The sequence below is a fragment of the Streptomyces longhuiensis genome (assembly GCF_020616555.1).
GTDB classification, from domain to species: Bacteria; Actinomycetota; Actinomycetes; order Streptomycetales; family Streptomycetaceae; genus Streptomyces; species Streptomyces longhuiensis.
This window is the reverse complement of sequence record NZ_CP085173.1, coordinates 9,020,518-9,045,957: the sequence shown is the minus strand read 5'-3', so window position 1 is coordinate 9,045,957 and position 25,440 is coordinate 9,020,518. Positions and strand designations below refer to the sequence as shown.

At 70.5% G+C, this 25,440-nt stretch carries 22 protein-coding genes; 14 read left to right on the top strand and 8 right to left on the bottom strand.

Features of this window, described 5'->3' with window-relative positions; all coding sequences use genetic code 11:
• Positions 1-340 precede the first annotated feature (340 nt).
• Positions 341-913, top strand: coding sequence for a dihydrofolate reductase family protein (locus LGI35_RS41165; protein WP_227299531.1), 573 nt, complete (start codon positions 341-343; stop codon positions 911-913).
• Positions 914-1,129: 216 nt separating this feature from the next.
• On the opposite strand, the gene LGI35_RS41160 is transcribed toward LGI35_RS41165, so the two are convergent.
• A complete protein-coding gene (locus LGI35_RS41160) occupies positions 1,130-1,855 on the bottom strand; it encodes an aspartate/glutamate racemase family protein (protein ID WP_227299530.1) in 726 nt (241 codons plus the stop codon).
• 63 nt (positions 1,856-1,918) lie between these two features.
• Positions 1,919-3,409, bottom strand: a complete 1,491-nt coding sequence (locus LGI35_RS41155; protein ID WP_227299529.1) for an NCS1 family nucleobase:cation symporter-1 — start codon at positions 3,407-3,409, stop codon at positions 1,919-1,921.
• A 314-nt stretch (positions 3,410-3,723) separates the two neighbouring features.
• On the opposite strand from LGI35_RS41155, the gene LGI35_RS41150 reads away from it, so the two are divergent.
• A complete protein-coding gene (locus tag LGI35_RS41150; RefSeq protein WP_227299528.1) occupies positions 3,724-5,232 on the top strand; it encodes an MFS transporter in 1,509 nt (502 codons plus the stop codon).
• Positions 5,233-5,389: 157 nt separating this feature from the next.
• On the opposite strand, the gene arcC is transcribed toward LGI35_RS41150, so the two are convergent.
• Complete coding sequence (gene arcC, locus LGI35_RS41145) at positions 5,390-6,319, bottom strand: carbamate kinase (RefSeq protein WP_227299527.1); 930 nt, start codon at positions 6,317-6,319, stop codon at positions 5,390-5,392.
• Between the two features lie 113 nt (positions 6,320-6,432).
• Here arcC and LGI35_RS41140 point away from each other — a divergent pair, with 113 nt between their 5' ends.
• The 4 genes from LGI35_RS41140 to LGI35_RS41125 are packed head-to-tail and all read left to right on the top strand — an operon-like array spanning position 6,433 to position 11,690.
• The gene (locus LGI35_RS41140; protein ID WP_227299526.1) at positions 6,433-7,371 is read left to right on the top strand and encodes an oxamate carbamoyltransferase subunit AllH family protein; all 939 of its coding nucleotides are present in this window, start codon (positions 6,433-6,435) and stop codon (positions 7,369-7,371) included.
• Positions 7,368-8,918, top strand: a complete 1,551-nt coding sequence (fdrA, locus tag LGI35_RS41135) for an acyl-CoA synthetase FdrA (RefSeq protein WP_227299525.1) — start codon at positions 7,368-7,370, stop codon at positions 8,916-8,918. The genes LGI35_RS41140 and fdrA overlap by 4 nt, the downstream gene beginning before the upstream one ends.
• Positions 8,915-10,342 (top strand): YlbE family protein, encoded by a 1,428-nt coding sequence (locus LGI35_RS41130; RefSeq protein ID WP_227299524.1) that lies wholly within the window; start codon positions 8,915-8,917, stop codon positions 10,340-10,342. The genes fdrA and LGI35_RS41130 overlap by 4 nt, the downstream gene beginning before the upstream one ends.
• A gap of 31 nt (positions 10,343-10,373) precedes the next feature.
• Positions 10,374-11,690: a cytosine permease gene (locus tag LGI35_RS41125; RefSeq protein WP_227299523.1), complete on the top strand. Its 1,317-nt coding sequence runs from the start codon at positions 10,374-10,376 to the stop codon at positions 11,688-11,690.
• 20 nt (positions 11,691-11,710) lie between these two features.
• Here LGI35_RS41125 and LGI35_RS41120 read toward each other — a convergent pair whose 3' ends face one another.
• Together LGI35_RS41120 and LGI35_RS41115 are read right to left on the bottom strand one after the other, a co-directional pair.
• On the bottom strand, positions 11,711-12,364 hold the full coding sequence (locus LGI35_RS41120; protein WP_227299522.1) for a GntR family transcriptional regulator: 654 nt from the start codon (positions 12,362-12,364) through the stop codon (positions 11,711-11,713).
• A gap of 73 nt (positions 12,365-12,437) precedes the next feature.
• Positions 12,438-13,124 carry a FadR/GntR family transcriptional regulator gene (locus LGI35_RS41115; RefSeq protein WP_227299521.1) on the bottom strand — a complete coding sequence of 229 codons (687 nt, stop codon included), beginning with the start codon at positions 13,122-13,124 and terminating at the stop codon, positions 12,438-12,440.
• A 78-nt stretch (positions 13,125-13,202) separates the two neighbouring features.
• Between LGI35_RS41115 and LGI35_RS41110 the strand changes: the two genes are divergently transcribed.
• From LGI35_RS41110 to LGI35_RS41085, 6 genes are read left to right on the top strand one after another with little or no spacing between them, the layout of a single operon-like run.
• Positions 13,203-14,438 carry an amidohydrolase family protein gene (locus LGI35_RS41110; protein ID WP_227299520.1) on the top strand — a complete coding sequence of 412 codons (1,236 nt, stop codon included), beginning with the start codon at positions 13,203-13,205 and terminating at the stop codon, positions 14,436-14,438.
• Complete coding sequence (locus LGI35_RS41105; protein WP_227299519.1) at positions 14,435-16,051, top strand: ABC transporter substrate-binding protein; 1,617 nt, start codon at positions 14,435-14,437, stop codon at positions 16,049-16,051. Before LGI35_RS41110 ends, LGI35_RS41105 begins: the two co-directional genes overlap by 4 nt.
• A complete protein-coding gene (locus LGI35_RS41100; protein ID WP_227299518.1) occupies positions 16,048-16,980 on the top strand; it encodes an ABC transporter permease in 933 nt (310 codons plus the stop codon). Before LGI35_RS41105 ends, LGI35_RS41100 begins: the two co-directional genes overlap by 4 nt.
• Positions 16,977-17,843 (top strand): ABC transporter permease, encoded by an 867-nt coding sequence (locus tag LGI35_RS41095; protein WP_227299517.1) that lies wholly within the window; start codon positions 16,977-16,979, stop codon positions 17,841-17,843. The genes LGI35_RS41100 and LGI35_RS41095 overlap by 4 nt, the downstream gene beginning before the upstream one ends.
• Positions 17,840-18,883 (top strand): ABC transporter ATP-binding protein, encoded by a 1,044-nt coding sequence (locus LGI35_RS41090; protein ID WP_227299516.1) that lies wholly within the window; start codon positions 17,840-17,842, stop codon positions 18,881-18,883. Before LGI35_RS41095 ends, LGI35_RS41090 begins: the two co-directional genes overlap by 4 nt.
• Positions 18,880-19,671, top strand: coding sequence for an ABC transporter ATP-binding protein (locus LGI35_RS41085; protein WP_227299515.1), 792 nt, complete (start codon positions 18,880-18,882; stop codon positions 19,669-19,671). The genes LGI35_RS41090 and LGI35_RS41085 overlap by 4 nt, the downstream gene beginning before the upstream one ends.
• 113 nt (positions 19,672-19,784) lie before the next feature.
• On the opposite strand, the gene LGI35_RS41080 is transcribed toward LGI35_RS41085, so the two are convergent.
• Together LGI35_RS41080 and LGI35_RS41075 are read right to left on the bottom strand one after the other, a co-directional pair.
• The gene (locus LGI35_RS41080; protein ID WP_227299514.1) at positions 19,785-21,494 is read right to left on the bottom strand and encodes an adenine deaminase C-terminal domain-containing protein; all 1,710 of its coding nucleotides are present in this window, start codon (positions 21,492-21,494) and stop codon (positions 19,785-19,787) included.
• 29 nt (positions 21,495-21,523) lie between these two features.
• The gene (locus tag LGI35_RS41075) at positions 21,524-22,888 is read right to left on the bottom strand and encodes an NCS2 family permease (protein WP_227299513.1); all 1,365 of its coding nucleotides are present in this window, start codon (positions 22,886-22,888) and stop codon (positions 21,524-21,526) included.
• 223 nt (positions 22,889-23,111) lie between these two features.
• On the opposite strand from LGI35_RS41075, the gene LGI35_RS41070 reads away from it, so the two are divergent.
• Positions 23,112-24,098, top strand: a complete 987-nt coding sequence (locus LGI35_RS41070; protein ID WP_227299512.1) for a LacI family DNA-binding transcriptional regulator — start codon at positions 23,112-23,114, stop codon at positions 24,096-24,098.
• Positions 24,099-24,102: 4 nt separating this feature from the next.
• Here LGI35_RS41070 and LGI35_RS41065 read toward each other — a convergent pair whose 3' ends face one another.
• Positions 24,103-24,693 carry a TetR/AcrR family transcriptional regulator gene (locus LGI35_RS41065; protein ID WP_227299511.1) on the bottom strand — a complete coding sequence of 197 codons (591 nt, stop codon included), beginning with the start codon at positions 24,691-24,693 and terminating at the stop codon, positions 24,103-24,105.
• 49 nt (positions 24,694-24,742) lie between these two features.
• On the opposite strand from LGI35_RS41065, the gene LGI35_RS41060 reads away from it, so the two are divergent.
• Positions 24,743-25,288 (top strand): GNAT family N-acetyltransferase, encoded by a 546-nt coding sequence (locus LGI35_RS41060; protein ID WP_227299510.1) that lies wholly within the window; start codon positions 24,743-24,745, stop codon positions 25,286-25,288.
• The last annotated feature ends 152 nt before the right edge of the window (positions 25,289-25,440 follow it).

The window sequence follows — 25,440 nt, the reverse complement described above, 5'->3', positions numbered from 1 at the left end:
TCCGCCACCACCGCGAACCGGTTCTGGTCGCCGTGTTCGCTCAGCGCCCGCAGGGCGACGTGGCGCGCGCGGTGACCGGGGCCACCGGGACGACGTAGGCGGTGCGGTCGTTCGGAAAGGTGCCAGTTGTCACCTTCCGCCACGTGGCTCCGTCGTCGGACACCAACAGTGGTCCGGTGCGCGCCGATGATTTTGTACGGGCGCCGCAGTCATCCAGTCAGTGACAGTGGAGATCCGCGGGCGAGCAGCCGTATCGGCCACCGGCCGAACACCCGGAAGACCGGATCACCACCTGCCAACCGCCCGCCGGACGGTACGGAACACATCAGGAGACCTTGAGATGCGCACTCTGATCAGCACCGCCTTCGTCTCGCTCGACGGCGTCGTCGAGGCCCCCGGTGGCGAGCCCGGCTACCGGAACTCCGGGTGGACCTTCAAGGACGTCGAGTTCCTCCCGGAGTCGTTCGAGATCAAGGGCCGCGAGCAGCAGGAGGCCGCCGCCATGATGATGGGCCGCGTCAGCTACGAGGCGTTCAGCCCGGTCTGGCCCGGCATGGAGGAATTCGCCCAGTACAAGGCCATGCCCAAGTACGTCGTCTCCACCACGCTCACCGAGGACGAGCTCGTCGCGGACTGGGGCGAGACCACGATCCTGCGGTCCCTCGACGAGGTCGCCGCGCTCAAGGAGACCGAGGGCGGGCCGATCATCATCCACGGCAGCGCCGCCCTCAACCGGAGCCTCTCCGACGCCGGCCTCATCGACCGCTACCACCTGCTCGTCTTCCCGCTGCTGCTCGGCGCGGGCAAGCGCCTGTTCAGCGACACGGACAAGGACACCCAGAAGCTCTCGCTCGTCGAGTCCGAGGCGTACGCCAACGGTCTGCAGAAGCAGGTGTTCGACGTCGTCCGCTGACGGCGGGGGGAACGCACGGGACGCCCACTCCGATCGAGGGCCTCCCACCAAGGCCTCGTCAGACCAGGGCCTCCGACTGAGACTTCCCATCAGGGCCGTTGGTTCACGCGCACTTGAAGGTTCTGGCGTGGCCCGCATGGCGGGCCACGCACATCACGCCGCATCCTGATGAGCCGGCCGTGACACCACCGCGTGAAGCGGCCCCGGCCTCCTTGTTCACGCGGCCCGCGGCGGCCAGTTCTTGATGGCCTTGGGGCGGGGCGCCGCGTACGTGCGTACCTTCGAGGTGGAGAGGCCGAGACGGACGAGGGACTCGGCGATGGTGACGGCCGCCGCGACGCCGTCCACGACGGGGACACCGGTGCGCTTGACGACTCGCTCCGTGAGGCCGGCCATGCCGCCGCAACCGAGGCAGATCACCTCGGCCTTGTCGCGTTCGACGGCCTGGGCCGCCTGTTCCACGATGGCCTCGACGGCGGCTTCCTCGTCGCTCTCCAGCTCCAGTACGGCCATGCCGCTGGCCCGCACCGACGCGCAGCGGTCGGAAAGCCCAGCGAGCTTGAGCCGGTCCTCGATGAGCGGCACGGTCCGGTCGAGCGTGGTGACCACGGAGTAGCGGTGGCCGAGGAACTGCGCGGTGCTCGCCGCGGCTTCCGTGATGTCGACGACCGGGACGTCGAGGAGTTCCTGGAGCCCCTCCCGTCCGTGCTCGCCGTACCCGGCCTGGATGACGGCGTCGAAGGGGTGCGGGTAGGAACGGACCGCCTCCATCACGGCGACGGCCGCGAGGTAGCTCTCGTAGTTGCCCTCGACGGACTCCGCGCCGAACGGCGGAGTGAGGGGCACGATCTCCGTCCCCGGTGAGGCGACGGCGGCGGCCTGGGCGCCGATGCCTTCGGTCATCGAGGCGGTGGTGTTGACGTTGACGACGAGGATGCGCATTTCTGGGCTTTCTTTGCCGGGTCCGGCCTGGGCCGAAGGCGGTACGAGGGTGGTGCGGAGCAATCAGGCGGCGTCGACCGCGATGGCCTCACCGTCGACATCCCTGGTCGCCCTCTTGCGGTCGGCGAGGACCAGGTAGACGACGGCGGAGAGGATCGCGCCGATGAACCAGGAGAACCCGGAGACGGACTTGAAGGCGGGGACGAGCGCGATGACGACGGCGACGGCCGCGGCGGGCGCGAAGGCGGCGATGGCCTTCAGGTGGAACCCGCGCTGGTAGAAGTAGTCGCCCTGCTGATCGTCGGTGTAGAGGTCGGGGACGTTCACACGGGTCTTGCGGACCAGCCAGTAGTCGGCCATGACGACGCCGAAGATGGGGCCGAGCAGTGCTCCGAGGCCACCGAGGAAGTAGTTCACGACGGTCGGGTTGTCGTAGAGGTTCCACGGCAGGATGACCAGGCCGATGACGGCGCTCACCACGCCGCTGCGGCGGAAGTTGAGCGTGCGCGGGAACAGGTTGACGAGGGCGTAGATCGGCGCCACGAAGTTCGCCATGAGGTTCACCGCGATCGTGAGCGTGATGAACGCGAGTGACGCCGCCGCCATCAGGAACGTGTTGGGGATCGAGCGCACGATGTCCTCGGGCCCGGTGATCACCTCGCCGTTCAGCTTGAACTGGGCCCCGCTCAGCACGACCACGATCCCGGCGAAGAACAGCATGTTGACCGGGATGCCGACGAGGTTGCCGCGCACGATCGCCCGGCGGCTCTTGGCGGAACGTGTGAAGTCGCAGAAGTTGAGCACGAAGGTGCCGTAGATGACGACCCAGAGGGCGGCGCTCTCGAAGATCTGGCGCCACATGTCGAGGCCGTGCGGCGCGTGCCCGGTCGACATGGAGATGGAGCCGTCGGCGCGGATGAACATCCAGATCGCCAGCGCGGACATGGTGATGAGGATCGTCGGTGCCGCGAACGCCATGTACTTGCGGATGAGTTCCATGCCGTAGCTGACGATGACGACCTGAATGACCCACAGGGTCAGGAACGTCGCCCAGCCCAGGGTGGAGAGTCCGAGGATCGAGTTCTCGTCGAGGGAGCGCAGCCCGGGGAAGAGCACTTTGACGAGCGCGCCCAGTACGGACGCCGCCAGGTACGTCTGGATGCCGAACCAGGCGATGGCCACGACACCACGGACGATGGCCGGGATCTGCGCTCCCTTGACGCCGAAGGCGATGCGGCTCATGACGGGGAACGGGACACCCGTCTTGTTGCCCATGTATCCCGAGAGGGTCAGGAGCAGGAAGAGCAGCGCCGACGCGACCGCGAAGGCGACCAGGATGTTCCAGACGCTCATCCCCAGGGCGAACAGGCCTATCGCGAAGGCGTAGTTGCCGAGGCTGTGCACGTCGTTGCCCCAGAGGGTGAAGACGCTGTAGGCGCCCCAACGGCGCCCTTCCTTCTTCGTGGGGGCGAGGTCGGGGCTGTACAGCCCGGGGCTCGTCCGGGGTTCCCCGTCGACCGCAGCGGTGGGTGGCTTCTCGTGCACGGCGGCCATGACACACTCCCGGCTTTTCCGTATTGCGGAATTACTTTTCCTTGTTTCGGAACGGGAGATTACGGGGGGCGGTAGGGGCGGTCAATAGGTCGCTGCCCAGAATTTATGCGACACCGCGCAACGCACTGCCGGGACAACTGTCACGCGGTGAAGATTGCGTGAGCAAATTGTTTCCGGGCGACGCAGACCCCTCGAACCGCCCGCCGCCGCACCAGGCCCTCGCGAGCGGCGATTCTGCATACCAATGAAGCCGTTGGACCCGCTCGGCGGGTGTGACCTTTACGTTCGCCCGCGTTTTGGTATACAAAATCTGCATGCAAGCCCCACCACCGTCACCCAGCACACCTCAGGAGCAGCTCCCGGATCCCCGCCGCTGGTGGGCGCTGTGCGTCCTCGGTCTGGCCCAGCTGATGATCCTGCTGGACAGCACCATCGTGAACGTGGCCCTGCCGTCCATGCAGTCGGAGTTGGGCATGGCGGACGGTGACCGCCCCTGGGTCGTCACCTCTTACACGGTCGCCTTCGGCGGGCTGCTCCTGCTCGCCGGCCGCATCGCCGACCACGCCGGGCGCAAGCGCGTCTTCGCCTCGGGTCTGCTCGGTTTCGCGGTCGCCTCGGCAGGGGCGGGGGCAGCCCCCACGGCGCAGGCACTTTTCGCCGCCCGCGCCGTACAGGGCGCCTTCGCCGCGCTTCTGGCCGCCTCGGCCCTCGCCCTGGTGGCCACGACCTTCGCCGATCTGCGCGAGCGCCGGAAGGCCATCGCCGTCTTCGGTGCTCTCGGCGGCGCCGGAGCCTCCCTCGGAGTCGTCCTCGGCGGACTGCTCACGCAGTGGTTCGGCTGGCGCTGGTGCCTGCTGGTCAACGTACCCATCGCCCTTCTCGCTCTGCTCGGCACGCTGTGGACTCCGCGCGATCACGCCCAGCGCCTCACCGGCCGTATCGACATCGCGGGTGCGGTGCTCGGGTGCGGTGGCCTGACGGCGCTGGTGTACGCGTGCAGCCAGGCCGAGGCTCAGGGGTGGACCTCTCCTGGCGTGCTCGGCGTACTGCTGGCCGGGGCCGCCCTGCTGACGGCGTTCGCCTGGTGGCAGACCCGGTCCGCCGCCCCGCTCCTGCCACCGCGGCTGATGCGCGACCGTCGCCGTGTCGCCTCGCTGCTGGCCGGTGGCGCACTGATGGCAGGCCAGCTGTCCGTCTCGCTGTATCTCACGTACTACCTGCAGACCGTGCTGGACTGGTCCGCGCTGGCCAGCGGCCTGGGCTTCCTGCCCATCAGCCTCGTCACCACCGCGACCGCCACCCAGCTCGGCACGCGTCTCCTGCCCAGGTTCGGCCCGCGCGTGATGATGACGGCCGGTCTGTGCATCTCCGCGTGCGGACTGTTCCAGCTCACGCTCCTGGACCCGGACTCCACCTACGCCGCGAACGTCCTGCCCGCACTGATCACCTTCAGCGTCGGCATGGGCGGCAGCTTCCTGGCCATCATGACCGGCGCCACCTCGGACGTGCCCCCACAAGACGCCGGTATCGCCTCGGCGACGGTGAACTCCGCCCAGCAGGTGGGCGGCTCCATCGGATCGGCCGTGTTCAACACGGTGGCCGCGAGCGCGGCGGCGGCCTTCCACGGGAGCCCGGGGGCCGCCACCCTGCACGGCTTCACCTCGGCCGTCCGGATCCCCCTCGCCCTGCTCCTGCTGGCAGCGGTCGCCACGGCCATGCTGGCCGAGCGCCAATCTACCCGCGTATATGCACGCGCAAATACTCTTCCTCGTAATCCGAGTGAAGTAAGAAATGGGCAGGAAAGCGGAAGTCGCGGCGCTTGACGAGGCGCTCTCGAAGAAATTCGGAGGGTGTGTCCGACTCCCCCATCGGGTAACCGGACCACACCGTCCGGGAACGGAATGCATTCCTGCCGAGGGACCTCATAGAGCCCACCCGCAGCAAGAACATCCTTCCGGGTCACGCTCCGCCGACCTCGGCTCAGGCGAAGACGATCCCCTCCGGCACGTCGGCCCGGATCTCCGTGCCCACCCGGCGCTCCAGCAGGTCGTCGATCCGTTCGAGCGGTCCGATGAGTGCGCGTCCGCCGGCCTTCGCGACCCGCACCGCCGCATCGACCTTCGGCTTCATGGACCCCTCGGCGAAGGCCAGTTCGGCGATCGCTTCCGGGGAGGCCGTCAGGATGTCCCGCTGCTCGGGAGTCCCCCAGTTCTCACTGACGTAGTCGCCGTCCGTCAGCATGACCAGCATGTCCGCCTTGAGCTCGGCCGCGAGGGCCGCGCTGGCGAGGTCCTTGTCCACCACGGCCTGCATGCCGGTCTGGCGGCCCTTGCCGTCGATCTTCACGGGCACACCTCCACCGCCGACGCACACGACGAGCCTGCCGTTCTCCAGGAGCATCCGCACGAGCGGTGCCTGGACGATGCGCCGCGGGGCCGGGGACGGCACCACGCGCCGGAACGCCGCACCGTCGCGCGCGATCGTCCACCGGTACTCGGCCGCCGCCTCCGCGGCGTCCTGCGCGGAGTACTGGGGACCGATCAGCTTCGTCGGGCGCTCGAAGGCCGGATCCGCCTCGTCGACCTCGGTGGTCGTGACGATCGCCGCCACCTCGCGCTCCCCTGCGAGAGCGTTGGAGAGCTCCTGCTGGATGACGTAACCGATCATGCCCTGCGTCTCCGCGCCGAGGATGTCCAGCGGGTACGCCGCCACATCCTGGTACGCGAGGTTCTGCAGAGCCAGAAGACCCACCTGGGGTCCGTTCCCGTGAGTGATCACGAGCTCGTACTGACGGGCGAGGCCGGCGAGCGCCTCGCAGGTGGACCTCACGTTCGCCCGCAGATGGTCGGCCGTCATCGGCTCCCCCCGACGGGCCAGCGCGTTGCCTCCGAGAGCCACGACGATGCGCATGGATTCCCTCCACAGACTTGTTCGCTTCCCCATTGTCAAATGGTATACCAGTGAGCGAATGTTGAAGGGAACCCATCACGCCCGACGGGCACGGTGAGGGCGAGGAGGGTGCAGTGACTTCTCTGGGCACAGCCACCGGGCTGCGCGCCATGTCCGGCGACGCCGCGCTGATCGCGCACCTGCGCGTGCTCCGCGGGCAGGGCGTCGTCGACAGCGTCTTCCACCGGACTGTCAACGTACTGACGCCTGGTGAGAGGCTCGTCGCCCTCGCCGCCCGAGGCGGGGGTGACGCCCCCAGGACCCTCGTCACCGACGTGGACAGCTGGTCAGGGAGGGGCATCTCGGCGGGTCAGGCCGTGGAGTTCGCGCCAGGTGTCATCACTCTTCGCGCGGCGGACGCGCTCCTGCGGGTACACACGGAGGGCGCGGATGAATGGCATCCCATTCTTCCGTCGCTCGCGGCGCTCGACCCCCGCGACCTCGCGGCCGCCGCCTCGGCGCTCGACCGGCTGATACAGGCACACGGCTCACGCGGCGGCATGCTCGGCCCGACTCCCACCGCATCGTCGATGGAGGCAGCCGTCACCCGGGCACTCGCCGACGGACGGGACACCCTCGTACGCGCGATCAGGTCCGCGGACGACGCCGGCATGCGCCGCGGCGTCCTGTCACTTCTCGGACTCGGCCCGGGACTGACGCCCGCGGGCGACGACTTCCTGACCGCCCTGGCCCTGTTGTCCTCGCTCCAGGGCAGCGGGCTCGCCCCCTTCGGGCGGGCGCTTCAGGGCGTCCTGCTCGAACACCCCGGCCGCACCACGCGGTTGAGCGTCACCACGCTCGACGAGGCCCTGGCGGGACGGGCCCGCGCCGCACTGCTCGACGTCCTGCACGCGCTGGCCCACCCCTCCGGGTGGAGCGAGGCGCGGCCGACCGAATCCATCCGCACCCCGGTCCGACACGTGCTGGCCATCGGTCACACGTCCGGCACCGACACCTTGTCCGGTCTGGTGACCGGGCTTCGCCTGGAGAAAGAACTGCGAGGTTCGCTGTGAGCATCACAGCAGTCGTCAAGAAGAACACCTACTTCGACTCGGTGTCCCTGATGTCCATCTCGACGCGGGCGAACCAACTGCCCGGCGTGGAGCAGGCGTTCGTCGCCATGGGCACCGAGATGAACAAGGGCGTGCTGAGCAACCTCGGCCTCCTCACGGCGGATCTCGGCGCCGCGGGCACCGGGGATCTCATGATCGTCGTGGAGGCGGGCGAGGGAGCCGACCACGCGGCACTCCTGTCGGAGGTCGAGGAGCTCCTCGTACAGAAGGCGCCCAGTGCGCGCGGTGGCGCGGACACGGTCACGTACCGCACGGTCGACAGCGCCGCGCGGGCCATCCCCGAGGCGAACCTCGCGATCGTCGCGGTCAACGGCGCGTACGCGGGCCGGGAGGCCCGCAAGGCGCTGGAGAACGGCCTGCACGTGATGGTCTTCAGCGACAACGTCCCCATCGAGGAAGAGGTCCGTCTCAAGCAACTGGCACACAGCAAGGGCCTGTTCATGATGGGGCCCGACTGCGGCACCGCGATCATCAACAATGTCGCGCTGTGCTTCGGGAACGCCGTGCGGCCCGGCACCGTCGGCGTCGTCGCGGCGTCCGGCACCGGCGCGCAGGAGGTCAGTGTCCGTATCCACGCGCTGGGCGCGGGCATCTCGCAGCTCATCGGCACGGGCGGCCGCGATCTCAGTGAGCAGGTCGGCGGCATCATGATGATCGACGGGATCCGGGCGCTCGCCGACGATCCCGGGACCAGCGTGATCGTCCTCGTGTCCAAGCCACCAGCTCCCGCGGTGCAGGACAAGGTGCTGGCCGAGATCGCGGGCGCGGGCAAGCCCGTGGTCGTCTACTTCGTCGGCGGATCCGAGGAGACCGTGACCGCGGCCGGCGGACACTTCGCCGCGAGCACCCAGGACGCGGCGCTCCAGGCCGTCCGCCTCGGGGTCGACGCCCACGCGGCCGTCGACGAACTGGCCGCCAAGCAGGTGGACGAGGTCTGCGCCCGGCTCTCACCTGAACAGCGTTACGTGCGGGGCCTGTTCTGCGGCGGAACCCTGTGCGACGAGTCGATGTACGCGCTCCTCGAAGTCAGCGACAACGTGTGGAGCAACATCCAGAAGGACCCCGGGCGGCGTCTGACGGCCGGCAGTTCCAGCGTCGGGCACACCTTCCTCGACTTCGGCGACGACGACTTCACCAACGGCCGCCCGCACCCGATGATCGACCCGTCCCTACGCCTGGCGCGCCTCGTCGAGGAGGCCGAGGACCCCCAAGTAGCCGTCATCCTCATGGACTTCGTCCTCGGGTTCGGCGCTCACGAGGACCCGGTCGGGGTCACGCTCCCCGCCATCGCCCAGGCCAGGAAGATCGCCTCCGACGCGGGCCGTCACCTGGAGATCGTGGGCTACGTCCTGGGCACCGACCTCGACACCCCGGCCCTCGCCGAGCAGGTCGCGGCCCTGGAGGCCGCCGGAGTCACCGTCACCCGCAGCAGCACCGAGACGGGCCACTTCGCCCGTGAGACCGCCCGGAAGGCACACCGCGCATGAGCACTCAGGCCACCAGCCTCTTCACCAGCGACCTCAGCGTCGTCAACGTCGGACTGGCCATGTTCGACCGGGACCTCACCGCCCAGGGCGCGCAGGTCACGACCCTCGACTGGACTCCGCCCGGCGGCGGCAGCCCCGAGGTCCTCGCGGCTCTCGACGCACTGGAGGACCCACGCGTCGCCGAGCGGACCGACGCGGCCAATGCCGAAGCCGTCGACCGCATCGTCGGCGCACGGCCGATGCTGGTCGGCTTCGGCCGGGCCATCGACGTGGTGCCCGGGATGACCCCGACGACGATCCTGCACGCCGGACCGCCGATCACCTGGGATCGTATGGCGGGCGCCATGAAGGGGGCCGTCACCGGCGCCCTCGTGTTCGAGGGCCTGGCTCGTGACCTCGACGACGCCGAACGGCTCGCGGCATCCGGCGAGATCACCTTCTCGCCCTGCCACGAACACGACTGCGTCGGTTCGATGGCCGGTGTCACGTCCGCGTCGATGTACATGCACATCGTCCGCAACGAGACGCATGGCAACACCGCCTTCACCAACCTCTCCGAGCAGATGGCGAAGATCCTCCGCATGGGGGCGAACGACGAGAGCGTCATCGAGCGTCTCGTGTGGATGCGGGACGTCCTCGGCCCCATGCTCAAGGAGGCCATGGAGATCGGTGGCCCCGTCGACCTGCGTCTCCTGCTCTCCCAGGCGCTGCACATGGGCGACGAGTGCCACAACCGCAACATCGCGGGAACCCTGCTCCTCACGCAGGCACTCACTCCCGCCCTGCTGCAGACGAGTTTCACCACGGAGCAGAAGAAGGAGGTCTTCGACTTCATCGCCAGTTCGGACTACTTCTCCGGACCCACGTGGCTCGCCATGGCCAAGGCCGCCATGGACGCCGCTCATGGCATCGAGGGTTCGACCATCGTGACGACGATGGCCCGCAACGGCGTCGAGTTCGGCCTCCGCGTCAGCGGCCTGCCCGGGAACCAGTGGCTCACGGGCCCGGCCCAGCCGGTCATCGGGCCGATGTTCGCCGGGTTCAGGCCCGAGGACGCCGGCCTGGACATCGGTGACAGCGCGATCAGCGAGACGTACGGCTTCGGCGGGTTCGCCATGGCGACCGCACCCGCCATCGTCGCGCTCGTCGGCGGAACCGTGCAGGAGGCCGTCGCCTTCACGCGGGACATGGGCGAGATCACCACGACGCAGAACCCGAACGTCACCATCCCCGCCCTGGGCTTCGAGGGCATCCCCACCGGCATCGACGTCCGCAAGGTCCTGGCCACCGGGATCCTGCCGGTCATCAACACCGCGATCGCCCACAGGGAAGCGGGCATCGGGATGATCGGCGCCGGCATCACGCACCCGCCCGCCGCAGTCTTCGAGCAGGCCGCCAGAGCTCTCGCCCGCACGGTCGCCTGACGGCGCGCCGGCCAATCCACGGAGACCCACCATGAACAGACGCGATCCCGCCCTGGCGGAAACGGCCCACGCGGGCCTGGAGCTGGACCCGGAGTACGAGCACACGCCCGTTCCGGTGGAGAGCCGCAAGTCCCTTCTCACCGTGTCAGCCGTGTGGTTCGGGTTCCCGATGATCCTGACCAACGCCGTCCCCGGCGGGATCGTCGTCGCGCTCATGGGCTTCTGGCGCGGTCTGGCCGCGATCGTCGCCGCGAACCTCGTGATGCTGGTCTACGTCGGTCTGCTCAGTCACCGGGCGGGCAGTACCGGCGAGAGCTTCTCGCTCCAGGCGACCAAGACCTTCGGGAGGGTCGGCTACGTCGTCGCGTCCGGTTTCCTCGCGACGGTCGTCGTCGGGTGGTTCGCCTTCAACACCGGCGCGACGGGGGCCACCCTGCACCAGGCGTTCGGCTGGCACGAACAACTCGTCGCCGCCGTCGCCGGGGTGGCCTTCGTCGCGATCACGTTCCTCGGCATCCGTGCCCTGTCCTGGCTGGGCGCGGTCGCCGCCCCGCTGTTCCTCCTCGTCGGCCTGATAGCCCTGGTGATCGTCTCCAGGGACCACGACCTCGCGACCGTCCTCGACTACAAGGGCGTCGGCGGGAGCAGCGCCCTCACCTTCGGCGCCGCCGTCTCGCTCATCATGGCGACGTTCGCGGACTCCGGAACGATGACGGCCGACTTCACGCGCTGGTCCAAGAACGGCAGGCAGGCCGTCATCGCGACGGCCACCGCGTTCCCCGTGGCGAGTCTCGTCGCCCAGATCACCGGAGGCATCGTCGTGGCGGCCGGCGCCGTGGCCTCGGCGGGCACGGTCGGCGGCAATTTCCTGCCGATCCTCACCGGCGGTCACGGGGTCGCCCTCGACGTACTGGCCGCGGTGTTCGTCTTCGTCAACCTCGGCTCCGTCTGCAGCCACTGCCTCTACAACGGCGCGCTCAGCTGGTCACATCTGACCCGTACGAGGATGCGCGTGATGACGATCGTCCTGGGGGTCGTCGGCACGGTCGCCGCGCTGGCCGGTGTGTGGGACCACTTCCTCGACTGGCTGGTCGTCCTCAGCGTGTTCGTCCCACCGCTCGGCGGCGTACTGATCGCCGACCAGGTGCTGCTGCGCCGCCGGCTCGACGGGCGGGCCGAGGCGGCGGTGCGTCCCACGGCGTTCGGCGCGTGGGCGGCCGGAGCGGCCGCCGGGGGGCTCGTGCACTGGTACGCGCCGCAGTTCTCCGACGCGGTCACCGGCCTGCTCGTCGCCCTGATCGCCTACGCGGTCCTGGAGGGGATACCCGCACGAAGCCGGGGCGAGTGATGGCGGACGCGGGCGTGCGGCTACTGCTCCGGGGTGCGCCTGCGGTGCGCGGCGGCCTCGCTGCGGCCGGTCGCCAGGTGCTTGAGCGCCAGCTCCTCGACGCGCGGCACGTCCCGGGCCTCGATCGCCTCGTACAGCTCCTCGTGCTCCTTGGCGACGCCGGAGATGTCGTCGTGCTGGCCGAGCAGCCATCGCATGCGGCTGCTCAGGGTGCGGCCGAGCTCGTTCAGGAGCTCGTTGTCGGCGAGCGCTGTCACCGTCTCGTGGAAGTCGGCGGCGGCACGGCGCGCGGGTACGGCCTCGCCCTTGGCCGCCGCCCTCAGCTCGGCGTCCAGGTCGGCCCGCAGCCGCGCGAGACCCGCGCGGGTGCGCCGCTGGGCGGCGAGACGGAACGCCAGCATCTCCAGGGCGGCCTTGACCTCGTCGAGGTCCTCGACGTCGGAGGCGGTGAACTCACGGACGACCGCCCAGCTCCGCGGGCGCGGGGTGACAAGGCCCTCGTTCACCAGGTCCTTGAGGGCGTCACGGACGGGCAGGCGGCTCACGCCCAGCTCGGCCGCCAGTTCCCGCTCCACGAGCTTGCTGCCCGGTGCCCGCACCCCGTCGAGAATCTGATCCCGCAGCGTGCGCGTGACCCGCTCCGACTCGGGCTCGAAAGTGTCATCCCCTGCCATGACCACCATTCTCGCACCGCGTCGCAGGTCATTCGGCCGTACCCCGGGCAGAAGACGGGCGTCCGGGCCGCGGTCAGCCGGCCGGGGCATCGGAGCCGGTCTCCTGCTGGTCGAGGATGGCCACCGCGACGGCCGCCGCGGCGCCTGCGTCCCCATCCTCGACGGCCCGGTGCAGGTCCTCGTGCGAGGTGTCGTCGCCGCTGAGGGTGTGCTTCATGCACTGGTCGGCCTTGACGCTGTCGCGCAGGGCGTCGCTCATGCCCCGGTAGAGGTTCTGCAGCACGGGGTTGTGGGAGGCCTCGGCGATGCGGAGGTGGAAGTCGACGTCGGCGTCCGCGAAGGCGTCCACGTCGGCGTTCCGGCTCGCGTCGGCCCGGTCGTCCAGGGCCTTCCGCATCCGCTGGAGATCGTCCGCCGTGCGCCTCGTCGCGGCGAGCCGGGCGGCGACGATGTCCAGGCCGCGGCGTACGTCGATGATGTCCTGGGCGGCGGCGCGGTCGAGCTGGCGGCGCAGCGCGACCTCGGCCTCGTCGGTGGCCGTCACGAAGGTCCCGTTGCCCTGACGGGTCATCAGCAGGCCCGAGTGCACCAGCACGCGCACGGCCTCGCGCACCGACAGGCGGCTGACGCCCAGCGTCTCGGCGAGCCGGCTCTCGGACGGGATCTTGTCGCCGAGCTGCCAGGTGCCCGTCGCGATCTCCTGCCGCAGCGCGGTGATCACGGTGTCGACGAGCGACGGAGCCCGTTCCACGTTTTTCATCCCAACCCCTTCTCTAGTCATCTGATGACCTGATAACTCTATCGGTCGGTTCGTCTCCAACGAAGGAGTAATGCCGTCATGACGCACATCTTGTTCACAGCGATACGTCTGGACGGCGGGCAGCCCCGCGACGTTCTGGTCGCCGACGGGCGTATCGCCGCCATCGCCCCTCCCGCTCTGCCTGAAGAGTACGAAGTCGTCGACGGCCGCGGTGCCTTGGCCCTGCCCTCGCCGGTCGACGCCCACATCCATCCCGACAAGACCACCTGGGGCCAGCCCTGGCTCAGCCGTACTCCCGCGTCGAGCCTGCGGGACCTGATCGACGGCGATGTGGCGGCACGAGCCGGCATGCCGGCACCCGTCGAGGAACGCGCCGGTGCGCTCATGGACCGCGCCATCACCCGCGGCACCCGGGCCATGCGTGCGCATGTCGACGTCGCGCCCGTCCACGGGCTGTCCAATGTGCACGGCGTCCGTGCCGCCGCGGCCTCGCGCGCCGACCTGCTCGATGTACAGGTGGTGGCCTTCCCCCAGCTCGGCCTGCTCACCGAGCCGGGGACGGCCGAGCTTCTGGAGAAGGCCCTGTCCGAGGGCGCCGACGTGCTCGGCGGACTGGATCCGGTGGGCGTCGACGGTGACATGAACGGGCAGTTGGACGTCCTGTTCGGCCTGTCCGAGAGGGCGGCCGTCCCGCTGGACATCCACCTGCACGACGGCGGCCCGTCCGGCATCGAGCAGGTCACCGAGATAGCCCGCCGTACGGTGACGCACGGCATGCAGGGACGCGTCACGGTCAGCCACGCCTTCTGCGTCGCCGACCTCGCCGGCGACGAGCTGACGCGGGTCGGCGAGATCCTCGCCGAGGCGGGCGTATCCCTCGCGACATGCGCCCTGGGAGCCGACCCCGTCGTCCCCTTCGGTCCGCTGGGCGAGCTCGGAGTGCTGGTCGCGGCGGGCTCCGACGGCGTACGCGACCCGTGGACCCCGTTCGGCGACGGCGACATGATCACGCGGGCTCATCTCCTCGCGTACCGCACCGACGCCCGCACGGACGCCGAACTCGCCGCGTGCTACGCCGTCGTGGCCCACGGAGGCGCCGCGCTCCTGGGCCTGGAGCGGACGGAACTGCGTGTCGGTGACCCCGCCGACTTCGTCCTGCTCACCGGCGACTCGGTGGCGCAGGTCGTCGTGGACCGGCCCGTCCCGAGCCTCGTCGTCCGCGCGGGCCGTGTGATCGCCCGCGATGGACGGCTGGTCGACGGCGGCCAGCGGCGCGCCGCGGGCGACCGTCTCGTCGAGAGGGCCTCCCGATGATGCGCCGCGCCATCCCCGTGATCGGGCTCGTCCTGACGCTCGCCGCCTGCACCTCCGAAGCTCGCCAACCGCAGCAGGGCGCCGCCCCGGCGAAGCTCGACCTCAAGACCACCACCCCCGCCGCAGGCAAGGGGCTCGGCAAGGTGACGTGGAACCTCCCCTACGAGCCGCAGACCCTGGATCCGATCCGCTCCTTCAACTACGCGGAGAACACCGCCCTCGCCAACATGTGCGAGAGCCTGCTGCGGCTGACCCCGGACTTCAAGATCAAGCCGGGCCTGGCCGTCAAGGCCGCCAACCCGACCCCCACCACCTGGGTGTACACGATCCGCGAGGGCGTGACGTTCTGGAACGGCGATCCCCTGACCGCCGACGATGTCGCGGCGAGCCTGAGCCGGCACCTCGACCCGAAGCTCGGCACCTGGTGGGGCGACTACTTCAACACCGTCAAGTCGGTCCGAGCCACCGGCCCCCTGCAGGTCACGGTCACGCTCAAGCAGCCCGATGCCCTGTTCAACCAGGCGATGGCCACCGGCGCCGGCGCCGTCGTGCAGAAGAAGTTCCTCGACAAGGCCGGCAAGTCGCTCGGCTCGCCGTCCAGAGGCGTGATGTGCACCGGGCCGTTCACGTTCCAGGACTGGAAGTCGGGCGACTCGATGACGCTCACCCGCAACGACCACTACTGGGACAAGGCCCTCAGGGCCAAGTCCGAGTCCCTGGTCCTGCGGTTCATCGCCGACGAGACGACCGCAGTCAACGCCCTGCGCTCGGGCGAGGTCGACGGCCAGTACTTCTATCTGCCGCCCGCGGGTCTCGGTCAGCTCCAGAAGTCCACCACCGGCTCGGTGACCCTGGGCCGTTCCCTCACCTTCTGGGCACTGCTCGGCTCGGCGAAGTCCGGCCCCTACGCCGACCCCAGGGTGCGCCGGGCCCTGTCGCTCGCGCTGGACCGCGCGGCGATCTCCAAGGTCGTCTTCCAGGGGACGGCCTCCCCCCAGCGAGCGCTGACGGGAAGCGACTACTGGGGCTACGAGCGCAAGACGTATCAGAAGGCCTACGAGGCCCTGCCGCCCGAGACCACCGATCTCGCGAAGGCCAAGGAGCTACTCGTCCAGGCGGGCTCGCCGACGAAGCCCATCGTCATCGGCGTCCAGGGCAGTTCGGCCGTGCACGAGCAGACCGCCAACCTGCTGAAGGCCACCGGCGAAGCGCTCGGCCTCGACATCGAGATCAGGGTCGTCCCGGTCGAGCAGTACGGCAACCTCTACAGCGACCCCAAGGCGCGCAAGGGCATCGACGCCTTCCTCAGCACCTGGTACGGCAACGTGCCCGATCCGCTGGACATCTACACCGTGTTCCGCAAGGGCGGGCGGACGAACTTCAACGACTACAAGGCAGTTGACGGCGCCATCGCCGAGGCGCGGGCCGAGGGGGATCCGGCAGCACGGGCGTCGCTCGTCACCGGGATCCAGGAGAAGGTGACCCGCGACGTCGTGTGGATGCCGCTCAACAACCTGCCCGTGATCCTCTACATGAACAAGCGGGTCACCGGCGCCGTGCCGTCCTTCCCCTACCTGTACTACCCGTGGGCCGCAGGGCTGGGGGCCAGATGACCACCTACCTGCTACGGAAGTTGATCGCGCTGGCCGTGGTCCTGGTCGTCGCCTCGTTCCTCGTCTACGGACTGCTCTACCTCGTACCCGGTGGCCCCATGGCGTTCCTGCTCGGCAACCGCAGCGGCACCCCCGAGCAGATCGCCGCCATCCGGGCCCAGTACCGGCTCGACGACCCCTTCCTGGTCCGCTACGCGGCGTGGCTCGGTGACGCCGTGCGCGGCGACTTCGGCAGCTCCCTGGTGTACCGGCAGCACGTCTCGGGCCTGATGGCCGCCCGCGCGGCGACCACCGCGTTCCTGGTCGGCTACTCCACCGTCCTGATCGTCGTGGTCGGTGTGGCGGGCGGTGTGCTGGCCGGACTGCGGCGGGGCCGGGTGGACGCCGTCATCAGCGCGGTCTCCTCGGCGTTCCTCGCCACTCCGACGTTCGTGATCGGTGTGCTCCTCGTGATCGTGTTCGCCCTGGGGCTGGGCTGGTTCCCGGTGTTCGGGCCGGGGGAAGGCCTGTTCGGTCGGCTGTATCACCTGACGCTCCCGGCGATCACCCTCAGCCTCGGCAGCGCCGCCTTCCTCGCCCGCATCACCCGTGCCTCCGTCCGCGAGGAGTTGGGGCGCGAGCATGTGGAGACCGCCCGCAGCCGTGGCATCGCCGAAGCACTCGTGATCCGCCGGCACGTGCTGCGCAACGCGTCGATCCCGGTGATCACCGTCACCGGTCTGACCGTGGCCAGTCTCATCGCCGGCTCGGTCGTCGTGGAGAACGTGTTCGCCCTCGACGGCCTCGGCTCCCTCTTCGTACGGGCGATCCTGCAGCGCGACTTCGCGGTCGTGCAGGCCGTCGTCCTCGTCCTCGTCGCCGCCTTCGTCCTCATCAACCTCGTGGTGGACCTGTGCTACAAAGCCCTCGACCCGCGGATGTCCCGATGACCGCCGTGACCGCCCGCGTCCGCGGGACACTCGGCAGGTTCAGCCCGTCCCGTGCGGTGCGCACGCTCGGCGTGCCCGGCGTCGCCGCGGCGGCGCTGCTCGCCGTGGTGCTGACGGTCACGCTGCTGGCGCCGGTCCTCGCTCCCTACGACCCCGACCAGCCGGACCTCTTCAACTCGCTGGCCGGTTCCTCGGCCGCGCACCCGCTGGGCGGTGACGCCCTCGGCCGGGATGTGCTCTCACGGCTGATGTGGGGCGCCCGTACGACGTTGAGCGGGCCGGTCCTCATCATCTGCCTGTCCACCGTCGTCGGCACCGCGCTGGCGGTCACGGCGGCGTGGGCGGGCGGCAAGGTGGACGCGGTCGTCTCGCGCCTGCTGGACGTGCTGTTCGCGGTCCCGGGCATCGTCTTCGCCCTGATCACCGTGGCCGTGCTCGGCCCCGGCGTCACCGGAGTCGTCCTCGGCCTCGCTGTCGCCTACACCCCGTACGTGGCGCGGGTGGTGCGCGGTGCGGCGCTGCGGGAGCGCAACATGCCCTATGTGGCGGCGGCCTGGGTCCAGGGCCGGTCCGCGTTCGCCATCTGCGTACGGCACCTGCTGCCCAATCTGCGCCCGATCATCGTCGCCCAGTCGGTGTCCGCCCTGGGCTTCGCGGTCATCGACCTCGCGGCGATCTCCTTCCTGGGGCTCGGCGTGCAGCCGCCGACCGCCGACTGGGGGCTCATGGTCAAGAGCGGACTGGACAGCGCGACGCGCGGGCAGCCGCTGGAGGCGCTGGGTGCGGGCCTGTTGATCGTGCTGGTGGTCGCCGCGGTGATCGTGCTCGGTGACCGCCTCGGCAAGGAAGGTGACCAGCGGTGAATCTCCTGAAGCGCGAGAGGGATCAGCCGGAGAAGAGCGAGGCGGAGAAGGGCCTGTCCGGGGGCGATCTGCTCGATCTGCGAGGGCTTGGACTCGCGGTCCCGGCCGGCCGGGACTGGCGGCCCCTCGTCGAGGAGGTCGACTTGTCGATCGGCCGGGGCGAAGCCGTGGGCCTGGTCGGCGAGTCCGGCTCGGGCAAGTCCATGACGGCGCGGACGATCCTCGGGCTGACGCCTCCGGGGGCGCGCGTCACCGGTGACATCGTCTTCGACGGGATCCGGGTGACCGGCATGGACCGGCGGGCGCTGCGCGGTCTGCGGGCCCGGCGCATCGCGATGGTCTTCCAGGATCCGCGGGCGCACATCAATCCGGTGCGCAGCATCGGTGACTTCCTCACCGAAGCCATGATCGCCAACCTGGACGTGCCCGCCCCGGAGGCGAAGACGCGGGCCGTGCGGCTCCTGTCGGACGTCGGCATCACGGACGGCGAGCGGCGGATGCGCCAGTATCCGCACGAGCTGTCCGGCGGGCTTCTGCAACGCGTCATGATCGCGTCGGTCCTTGCCGTCGAGCCCGATCTGGTGCTGGCGGACGAGCCGACCACGGCCCTGGACGTCACCACGCAGTCCGAGGTCATGGCCATCCTCGACGAGCTGCGGCGCGAGCGCGGCATGGCCATGCTGCTGATCACCCATGACCTGGAACTGGCGGCGGCCACCTGCGACCGGCTGGCCGTCATGTACGCGGGCCGGATCGTGGAGACCCAGGCCGCCGGCGCGCTGACGGCCACGCCCCGGCACCCGTACACCTCCGGGCTGATGCTCTCGCGGCCGAGCATCGATCAGGTCGTCCATCGGCTGCCGGTCATCCCCGGCAGGCCGCTTGCCGCCTTCGAGGCGGACGGCGGCTGTGCGTTCGCCCCGCGCTGTGCGCACGCGCGACCGTACTGTGCGGACGGTCGACCGGCCATGGTCGAACTGGAGGGGGCGCGCGTGGCGTGCACGCGGGCCGGCGAACTCACCTTGCAGGGAGAGTCATGAGCGACTTCGTGATCGAGGCGGCGGGTCTGCGCAAGGAGTTCGGGCAGGCGGTCGCCGTCGACGACGTGTCCTTCACGCTGTCGCGCGGCCAGTCCCTGGCGGTGGTCGGGGAATCCGGCTCCGGCAAGACGACGGTCGCGCGGATGCTGGTAGGGCTGGAGAACCCGTCCGGCGGATCGATCAGCGTGTGCGGGCGGCCGCGTCGCGGCGGGCGGGTGTCGTCGGCGGAACGCCGCAGGCGCGCCCGGGAGATCCAGATCGTGTTCCAGGACCCCTACTCGTCGCTCGACAAGCTCCAGCGGATCGGCGACGTCGTGGAGACCAGCCTCGCCCTTCATTTCCCGCTGACACCCGCCGAACGGCGCAGGCGGGCACGGGAGTTGCTCGAGGCGGTCGGACTGGCCGAGCGGCACGCGGCCATGCTCCCCCGCCAGCTCTCCGGCGGGCAGCGGCAGCGCGTCGCCATCGCCCGCGCCATCGCCGTCGAGCCGGAGGTGCTCGTCCTGGACGAGGCGGTGGCGGCGCTCGACGTGTCCATCCAGGCGCAGATCCTCAATCTGCTCGCCGACATCCGTGAACGCAGCGGCATCAGTTACGTGTTCATCTCGCACGACCTCGCCGTGGTCCACCAGATCAGCGACTTCGCCGTCGTGATGTCCGGCGGTCGGATCGTCGAGCGCGGAGACACCCGCGACCTGCTGCGCGACCCCCAGGAGGAGTACACCCAGGCGCTGCGCGCGGCGGTCCCGCGCCCGGGCTGGAAGCCGACGCGGAGGCAATCCGCCTGAGCGTCGTCAGCGGGAGTGGCGGCCAGACCCCGAAGGCGTCGGCCGCCACTCCCCGGTCCCGATCAGGAACCGATCGCCAGTCCCCCGGTCCCGATCGCCACCCCCGGTCCCGTTCAGGAACCGATCGTCGCCCCCACCGGCGCGCGCCGGACGACGTCCACCAGCGACCGGTCAGTGATCTTCAGTGCGGGGGACACGGCGAGCGTAAGAGTGGACACGCTCATGAACGGGTTGAGGTGTTCCCATCCCCACGCCTCCAGGGCGGCCCGCACGGCGCCCGCCTCCTCGGCGACCCGCGCGGCCGGCCGGGCGGAGAGCACGCCGCCCACCGGCAGCGGCATCCGCGCCGCCACACTCTCGCCTGCGACACCTCGGACGACGGCCACGCCGCCTCCGTCGGCCACCACGGTCGCCGACGCCGCGGCCATCGCCGCACGGGACGTACCGATCGTCACCAGGTTGTGGCTGTCGTGGGCGTACGTGGTGGCCACGGCGCCCTCCGTCAGGTCCCGGCCGAGCAGCGGCGCGAAGACGACTCCGTCACGGCCGTGGCGATTACGGACGCGGACCAGTACGGTCCTGCCTTCCCACGCCACTTCGCCGCCGGACACCGGGAGTTCGACCTCGGCGGCCTCGGTGTAGGTGTCCCGAGGGTTCACGCGCATGGCCCGGAACCGGTGCGTCCCGTCCGGCAGGTCCACGCGCCAGCGGAACCCGTCCTCGTCCTGCGCCTCCACGTCGACCCGGCTCTCCAGGGCGCCGGCCTCACCGGACCGTGCCTCGTATACCGCGGCTCCGTCCCTGCCCACGACCTGGCCGCCGGCCAGCACGACGGCCGGGTCGAACGCGGCGAGTTCGCCGCGCAGGAGGACCAGGTCGGCGCGCTTGCCCGGCGAGACGACGCCCCGGTCATACAGCCGAAGGCGCTGCGCCGGGGTCCAGGTCAGCGCGCGCAGGACGACGTGCGGCGGGAAGCCGGCCGCCACCGCCACGCGGGCGATGTGGTCGAGGTGTCCCTTGGTGACGATGTGGTCGGCCGCCAGGTCGTCGGTCACGAGGCACAGCGGCGGCAGCTGGGGCAGCGCGAGGAGCGCCTGCGCGACGTCCTCGCCGAGGCACTTCTCCTGGAGCATCATCGTCATGCCCAGGCGGGCCTTCTCCAGGACCACGTCGGTGCGGTTCTTGGTGTGGTCGGAGTCCACGCCCGTGGCCAGGTAGGCGCTGAGCTCGGCGCCGCTGAGGTTGGGGCAGTGGCCGTCCAGGATCGTGCCCTGGGCCCGGGCGGCGGCGGTGACCGCGGCCATCCGCGGATCGCCGGCCACGACCGCCCGGTAGTCCATGACCTCGCCCAGAGCCACCACGCCCGGCCAGCGCAGCATCTCCGCGATGTCGCCGGCGGACAGCGCCGCACCGGCGTGCTCAAGACCTTCGAGCGCGGGCACGCACGAGGGCACGCCCCACAGCTGGGTCTGTGGCGTCCGGTCACCGGCGTCGATCATCCACCGCATGGCGTCCCGGCCCGCGACGTTGACGATCTCGTGCGGGTCGGCGAGGACGGTGGTGGTGCCGCGGGCCAGCGTCACGGCGGCGAACTGCTCCGGCGTGAGGAAGGCGCTCTCGATGTGCATGTGGGCGTCCACGAAGCCGGGGACGATCCGCATGCCGGTGGCGTCGATCTCCTCGCGCGCCTCGGCGGGGGTGCCCGGCGGCAGTACGGCGCTGATCTGACTCCCCCGGACCAGTACGTCCGCGGGGAACTCCTCGCCGGTGAAGGTGGACACCACGCTCCCGCCGAAGATCCGGAGGTCGTGCTGTTCACTCATGTCGTCGTGCTCCTTCGTGGACGGTGTCGTCACGGGACGAGGGTGTAGAAGTAGTAGCCGAGCGGGATCATCACGATCCACAGCGGCCAGGCCACCTCGCGGATCCGTCCGCTGACGGTCTTGACCAGGACGTGCGCGGCCAGGCCCGTCGCGATGCCGGTGCCGAAGTTGCCGAAGAACAAGGTGGTCGCGACGGTCAGCGCCGCGGGGACGGCGTGCGTCGGGTCCTTGAAGTCGACGTTCTTGAGGGCGCCGAGCATGTTCAGCCCGATGTACATGAGGACGGGCGCCGTGGCCGCGGACGGGATCAGTGTCGCGAACGGAGTGACCAGGAGCAGGAGGCCGAAGCCGCAGGCCGCCCACACCGACGCGAGGCCGGTCCTGCCTCCCGAGTCGGCGCCGGCCGACGACTCCAGGTAGGCCGTCATCGAGGGCGCGCCGACGGCGGCCCCGCCCATCACGGAGACGGAGTCGACGAGGAACGGGCGGCGGGAGCCGGGGATGTTGCCGTCCTTGTCGAGGAGTCCGGCCCGCCCGGCGACGGCCAGCAGCGTCCCGGTCATGGAGAAGAACTCCGAGACGAAGAAGGCGAAGATGTACGGGAAGTACTCGGGCTTGAGGGCGCCGAGGATGTCGATGTGGAAGAGCAGCGGGCCGGGCGAGTCCGGCGCCGAGAAGAGGCTGTCGGGGACCTCGGTCACACCCAGCGGGATACCGGCGACCGTCACCGCCGCGATGGTGATGAGGAACGCTCCGGGCACCTTGCGCGACGCGAGCGCGGTGAGCAGCAGCAGGCCGGCCAGGGCCAGCAGCCCGGCGGGCTTGGACAGGTCACCGACGGCCAGGGCCGCCTTGTCGGCGTTGCCGACGACGAGGTCCGCGTCCCGGAATCCGATGAGGGCGATGTAGAGGCCGAGGCCGCCGCTGATGGCGTACTTGAGGTGCATCGGCATCAGACGCGTGACGAGGTCGCGGATGCCGAGGAGGGTGAGCACCAGGAAAGCCACGCCGGACCAGAAGACCATGCCGAGCGCCGTGTCCCAGGGGACGTGGTCCTGGCCGACGATGGTGAAGGCGACGAGCGCCACTCCGCCGAGGCCCGGGGCGACGACGAAGGGCAGGTTGGCCATCAGGCCCATCGCCAGGGTGGCCAGGGCTATCGCGATGATGACGGCGGTGGTGGCGGCGCCGTGCGGTACGCCGGCGCCGGCCAGCTGACCGGGCACGACGACCACGGCGTAGGCGGCGGCCATGAACATCGAGGCGCCCGCCACGAGTTCGGTGCGGTGGGTGCTGCCGCGGCCGCGGACGCCGAAGAGCCGTTCGACGCGCGAGGCGGGTGGCTCGGTCGTGACGGCGGTCTGCTCGCCGGTGGTCGGAGCGGTGGGTGGCATACGAAACCTCGGCGGGGATGAGGGTCGGGCAGGACGGCCTGCGGCGGCGTCGGCGCGGGGAGGACTCGCGGGAGGTGGGGGCACCCGGCTTGGGCCAGGTCTCTGCAACCGGGTTCTGTAACCGGTTGCAGAGACCGGTTGCAGGTATGATGACATGCCGTAAAGCGAATGTGAACACAGGGGCCCGCGCACGCTCGGCGGGCACGTCAGGCAGGGGGTGGCGATGGCGACGCTGATGGATGTGGCGCGCGCGGCGGGGGTGTCCAAGGCCACGGCCTCAAGGGCCCTGCAGCGCCCCGAGCTGGTCGCGGAACCCACCCGCCTGCGCGTGCTGGACGCCGCGCAGCGCCTCGGCTTCCACCCCAACGCCGCCGCCCGCGCGCTGACCACCGGGCGGACGGGACTGGTCGGCCTGGTCGTACCGACGCTCTCCAACCCGTTCTTCGCGCCGCTCGTGATGGGCGCCCAGCAGACCGCCGAGAAGACCGACCATCACCTCCTGATCGCCGTCTCGGAGTACGACCCCACGCGTGAGGCGGAGCTCGCCGACCGCCTGGCCGAGCAGGCCGACGGGCTGATCATGGTCACGCCGGTGGGCACCGACGCCGCGCTGCGGGAACGCGCGCGGCGCTTCCCCCTGGTACTGGTCGACCGCCAGGTGGGCCGGCTGCCCGCGGTCGTGGCCGACACGGCGACGGGCCTGGCCCAGCTCATGGACCACCTCCTCGACCAGGGACACCGGGACATCGCCTACGTCTCGGGACCCGCCGGTTCCTGGGCCGACGGGCAGCGGTCCGCGATCCTGACGGAGCGCGCGGAGCAGGCGAAGGCCCGGCTGCACGTCCTGGGCCCGCTGCCGCCCACGTTCGACGCGGGGATAGAGGCCGCCCGCGACCTTCCCTCCGACGCCACGGCCGTGCTCGCCTACAACAGCTATCTGACGCTCGGCCTGCTGCACGGACTCGCGGCGGCGAATCGCCGGGTGCCCGAGGACGTCAGCCTGGCCGCGGCCGACGACCTGAGCAGCCTCAGGTCCACGACACCTCCCGTGACGGCGCTCGACGTCCCGGTGGAGGAGGTGGGCGCACTCGCCGTCACGCGCCTCATCGACCTGCTCGCGGGCCACCACGTCACGGTCACCTCCCGCCTGCCGTCCCTGCCGGTGCTGCGCGCGTCGACGGCTCCGCCTGCGGACTCCGCGCGCAGGTAGGGCGTCACCCGGTGCCGGTCACCGCGTCCAGGTAATCGTCCAGAAGCCCGGCCTGGCGACGAGGCGGGAACGCCTCGGGGTCGAACAGTGCCTGCACCACCAGGCCGAGCACGAAGGCCTGGGCGCCGGCCGCGATGCGCGCCGGGTCCCCGTCGGGCAGTTCGCCCGCCTCCTGAGCGGCCACGACCAGGTCGCGCAGCTTGTCGCGGCTTCGCGCGTACTTGCCGGCGTAGTCGTCGCTCAGCCCGGGGTCCGCGAGCGCGGTGTCCCAGGAGGACACCCAGATCCGGTTGCTGTCGGTGGCCTCGCCCGTCAGCGGCAGGATGCCCATCAGGGCGGTCCTCAGCGCGGCCAGACCCTCCCCCGCGGCAGGCCGTGGGCGCGAGACGGTCCGCTGCTCGAGCAGGTCGAGGGCGTACGCGACCAGGTCGCGCTTGGCCGGGAAGTAGTGGGTGAGCAGGCCGGTGGACGCGTCGAGTTCGGCGGCGACGGCGCGCATCGTCAGGCCGCCGAATCCATGCGCGACCAGCACCCGCCAGACCGCCTCGGAGACGTCACGGCGACGGGCCTCATGGTCCCCCTTGGTACGTGGCATGCTGCTACGGTACATAGCCAAAACACTTGTTGTGCGAATGGGGTCCCTCATGTTCTCTCTCCCTCTGCGGGACGACGCCCGTCTCGCCCCGCTCGAGATATGGCACGCCGAGGAGTTCGCCGCCCACCTGGACCGGGCGCGCGAGCACATCCGGCCGTGGGTGGGGGCGGGGTTCGTCACCGTCGACGTCGACGGGGCGCGGGCCACACTGCGCCGGTACGCCGAGCGCCGGGCCGCGGACGGCGGCCGCCTCTTCGGCATCTGGCTCGACGGCACGCTCGTCGGCGGCGTGATGTTCGTGGACTTCGACGCCGCCTCGGGTTCCTGCGAGATCGGCTGCTGGCTGGAGCCGGACGCCGAGGGCCACGGCCTCATCACACCGGCGTGCGGCGCCCTGCTCGACTGGGCGTTCACCTCGCGGGGCCTGCACCGCGCCGAGTGGATCTGCCGGGCCGACAACGAACGCAGCGCGGCGGTGGCCAAGCGGCTCGGCATGACGCTCGAGGGCGTACAGCGCGAGTCCTGGCCGTACAAGGGCACCCGTCACGACAAGCAGCTCTGGGCGATCCTCGCCCCGGAATGGCACACCCCGTAGCCACGACACCGCGCGCCTCAAACCGGCTGTCCCGGTAGCCACCACACTGCGCGCCCCCGATGCTCGTACGCGTCCCGTGCACACGTTCCCGTGGTGCGGGACGGCGCACGATCATGTTCCGCCCGACCGTCTGCCTCATTCGGCAGGTTTGC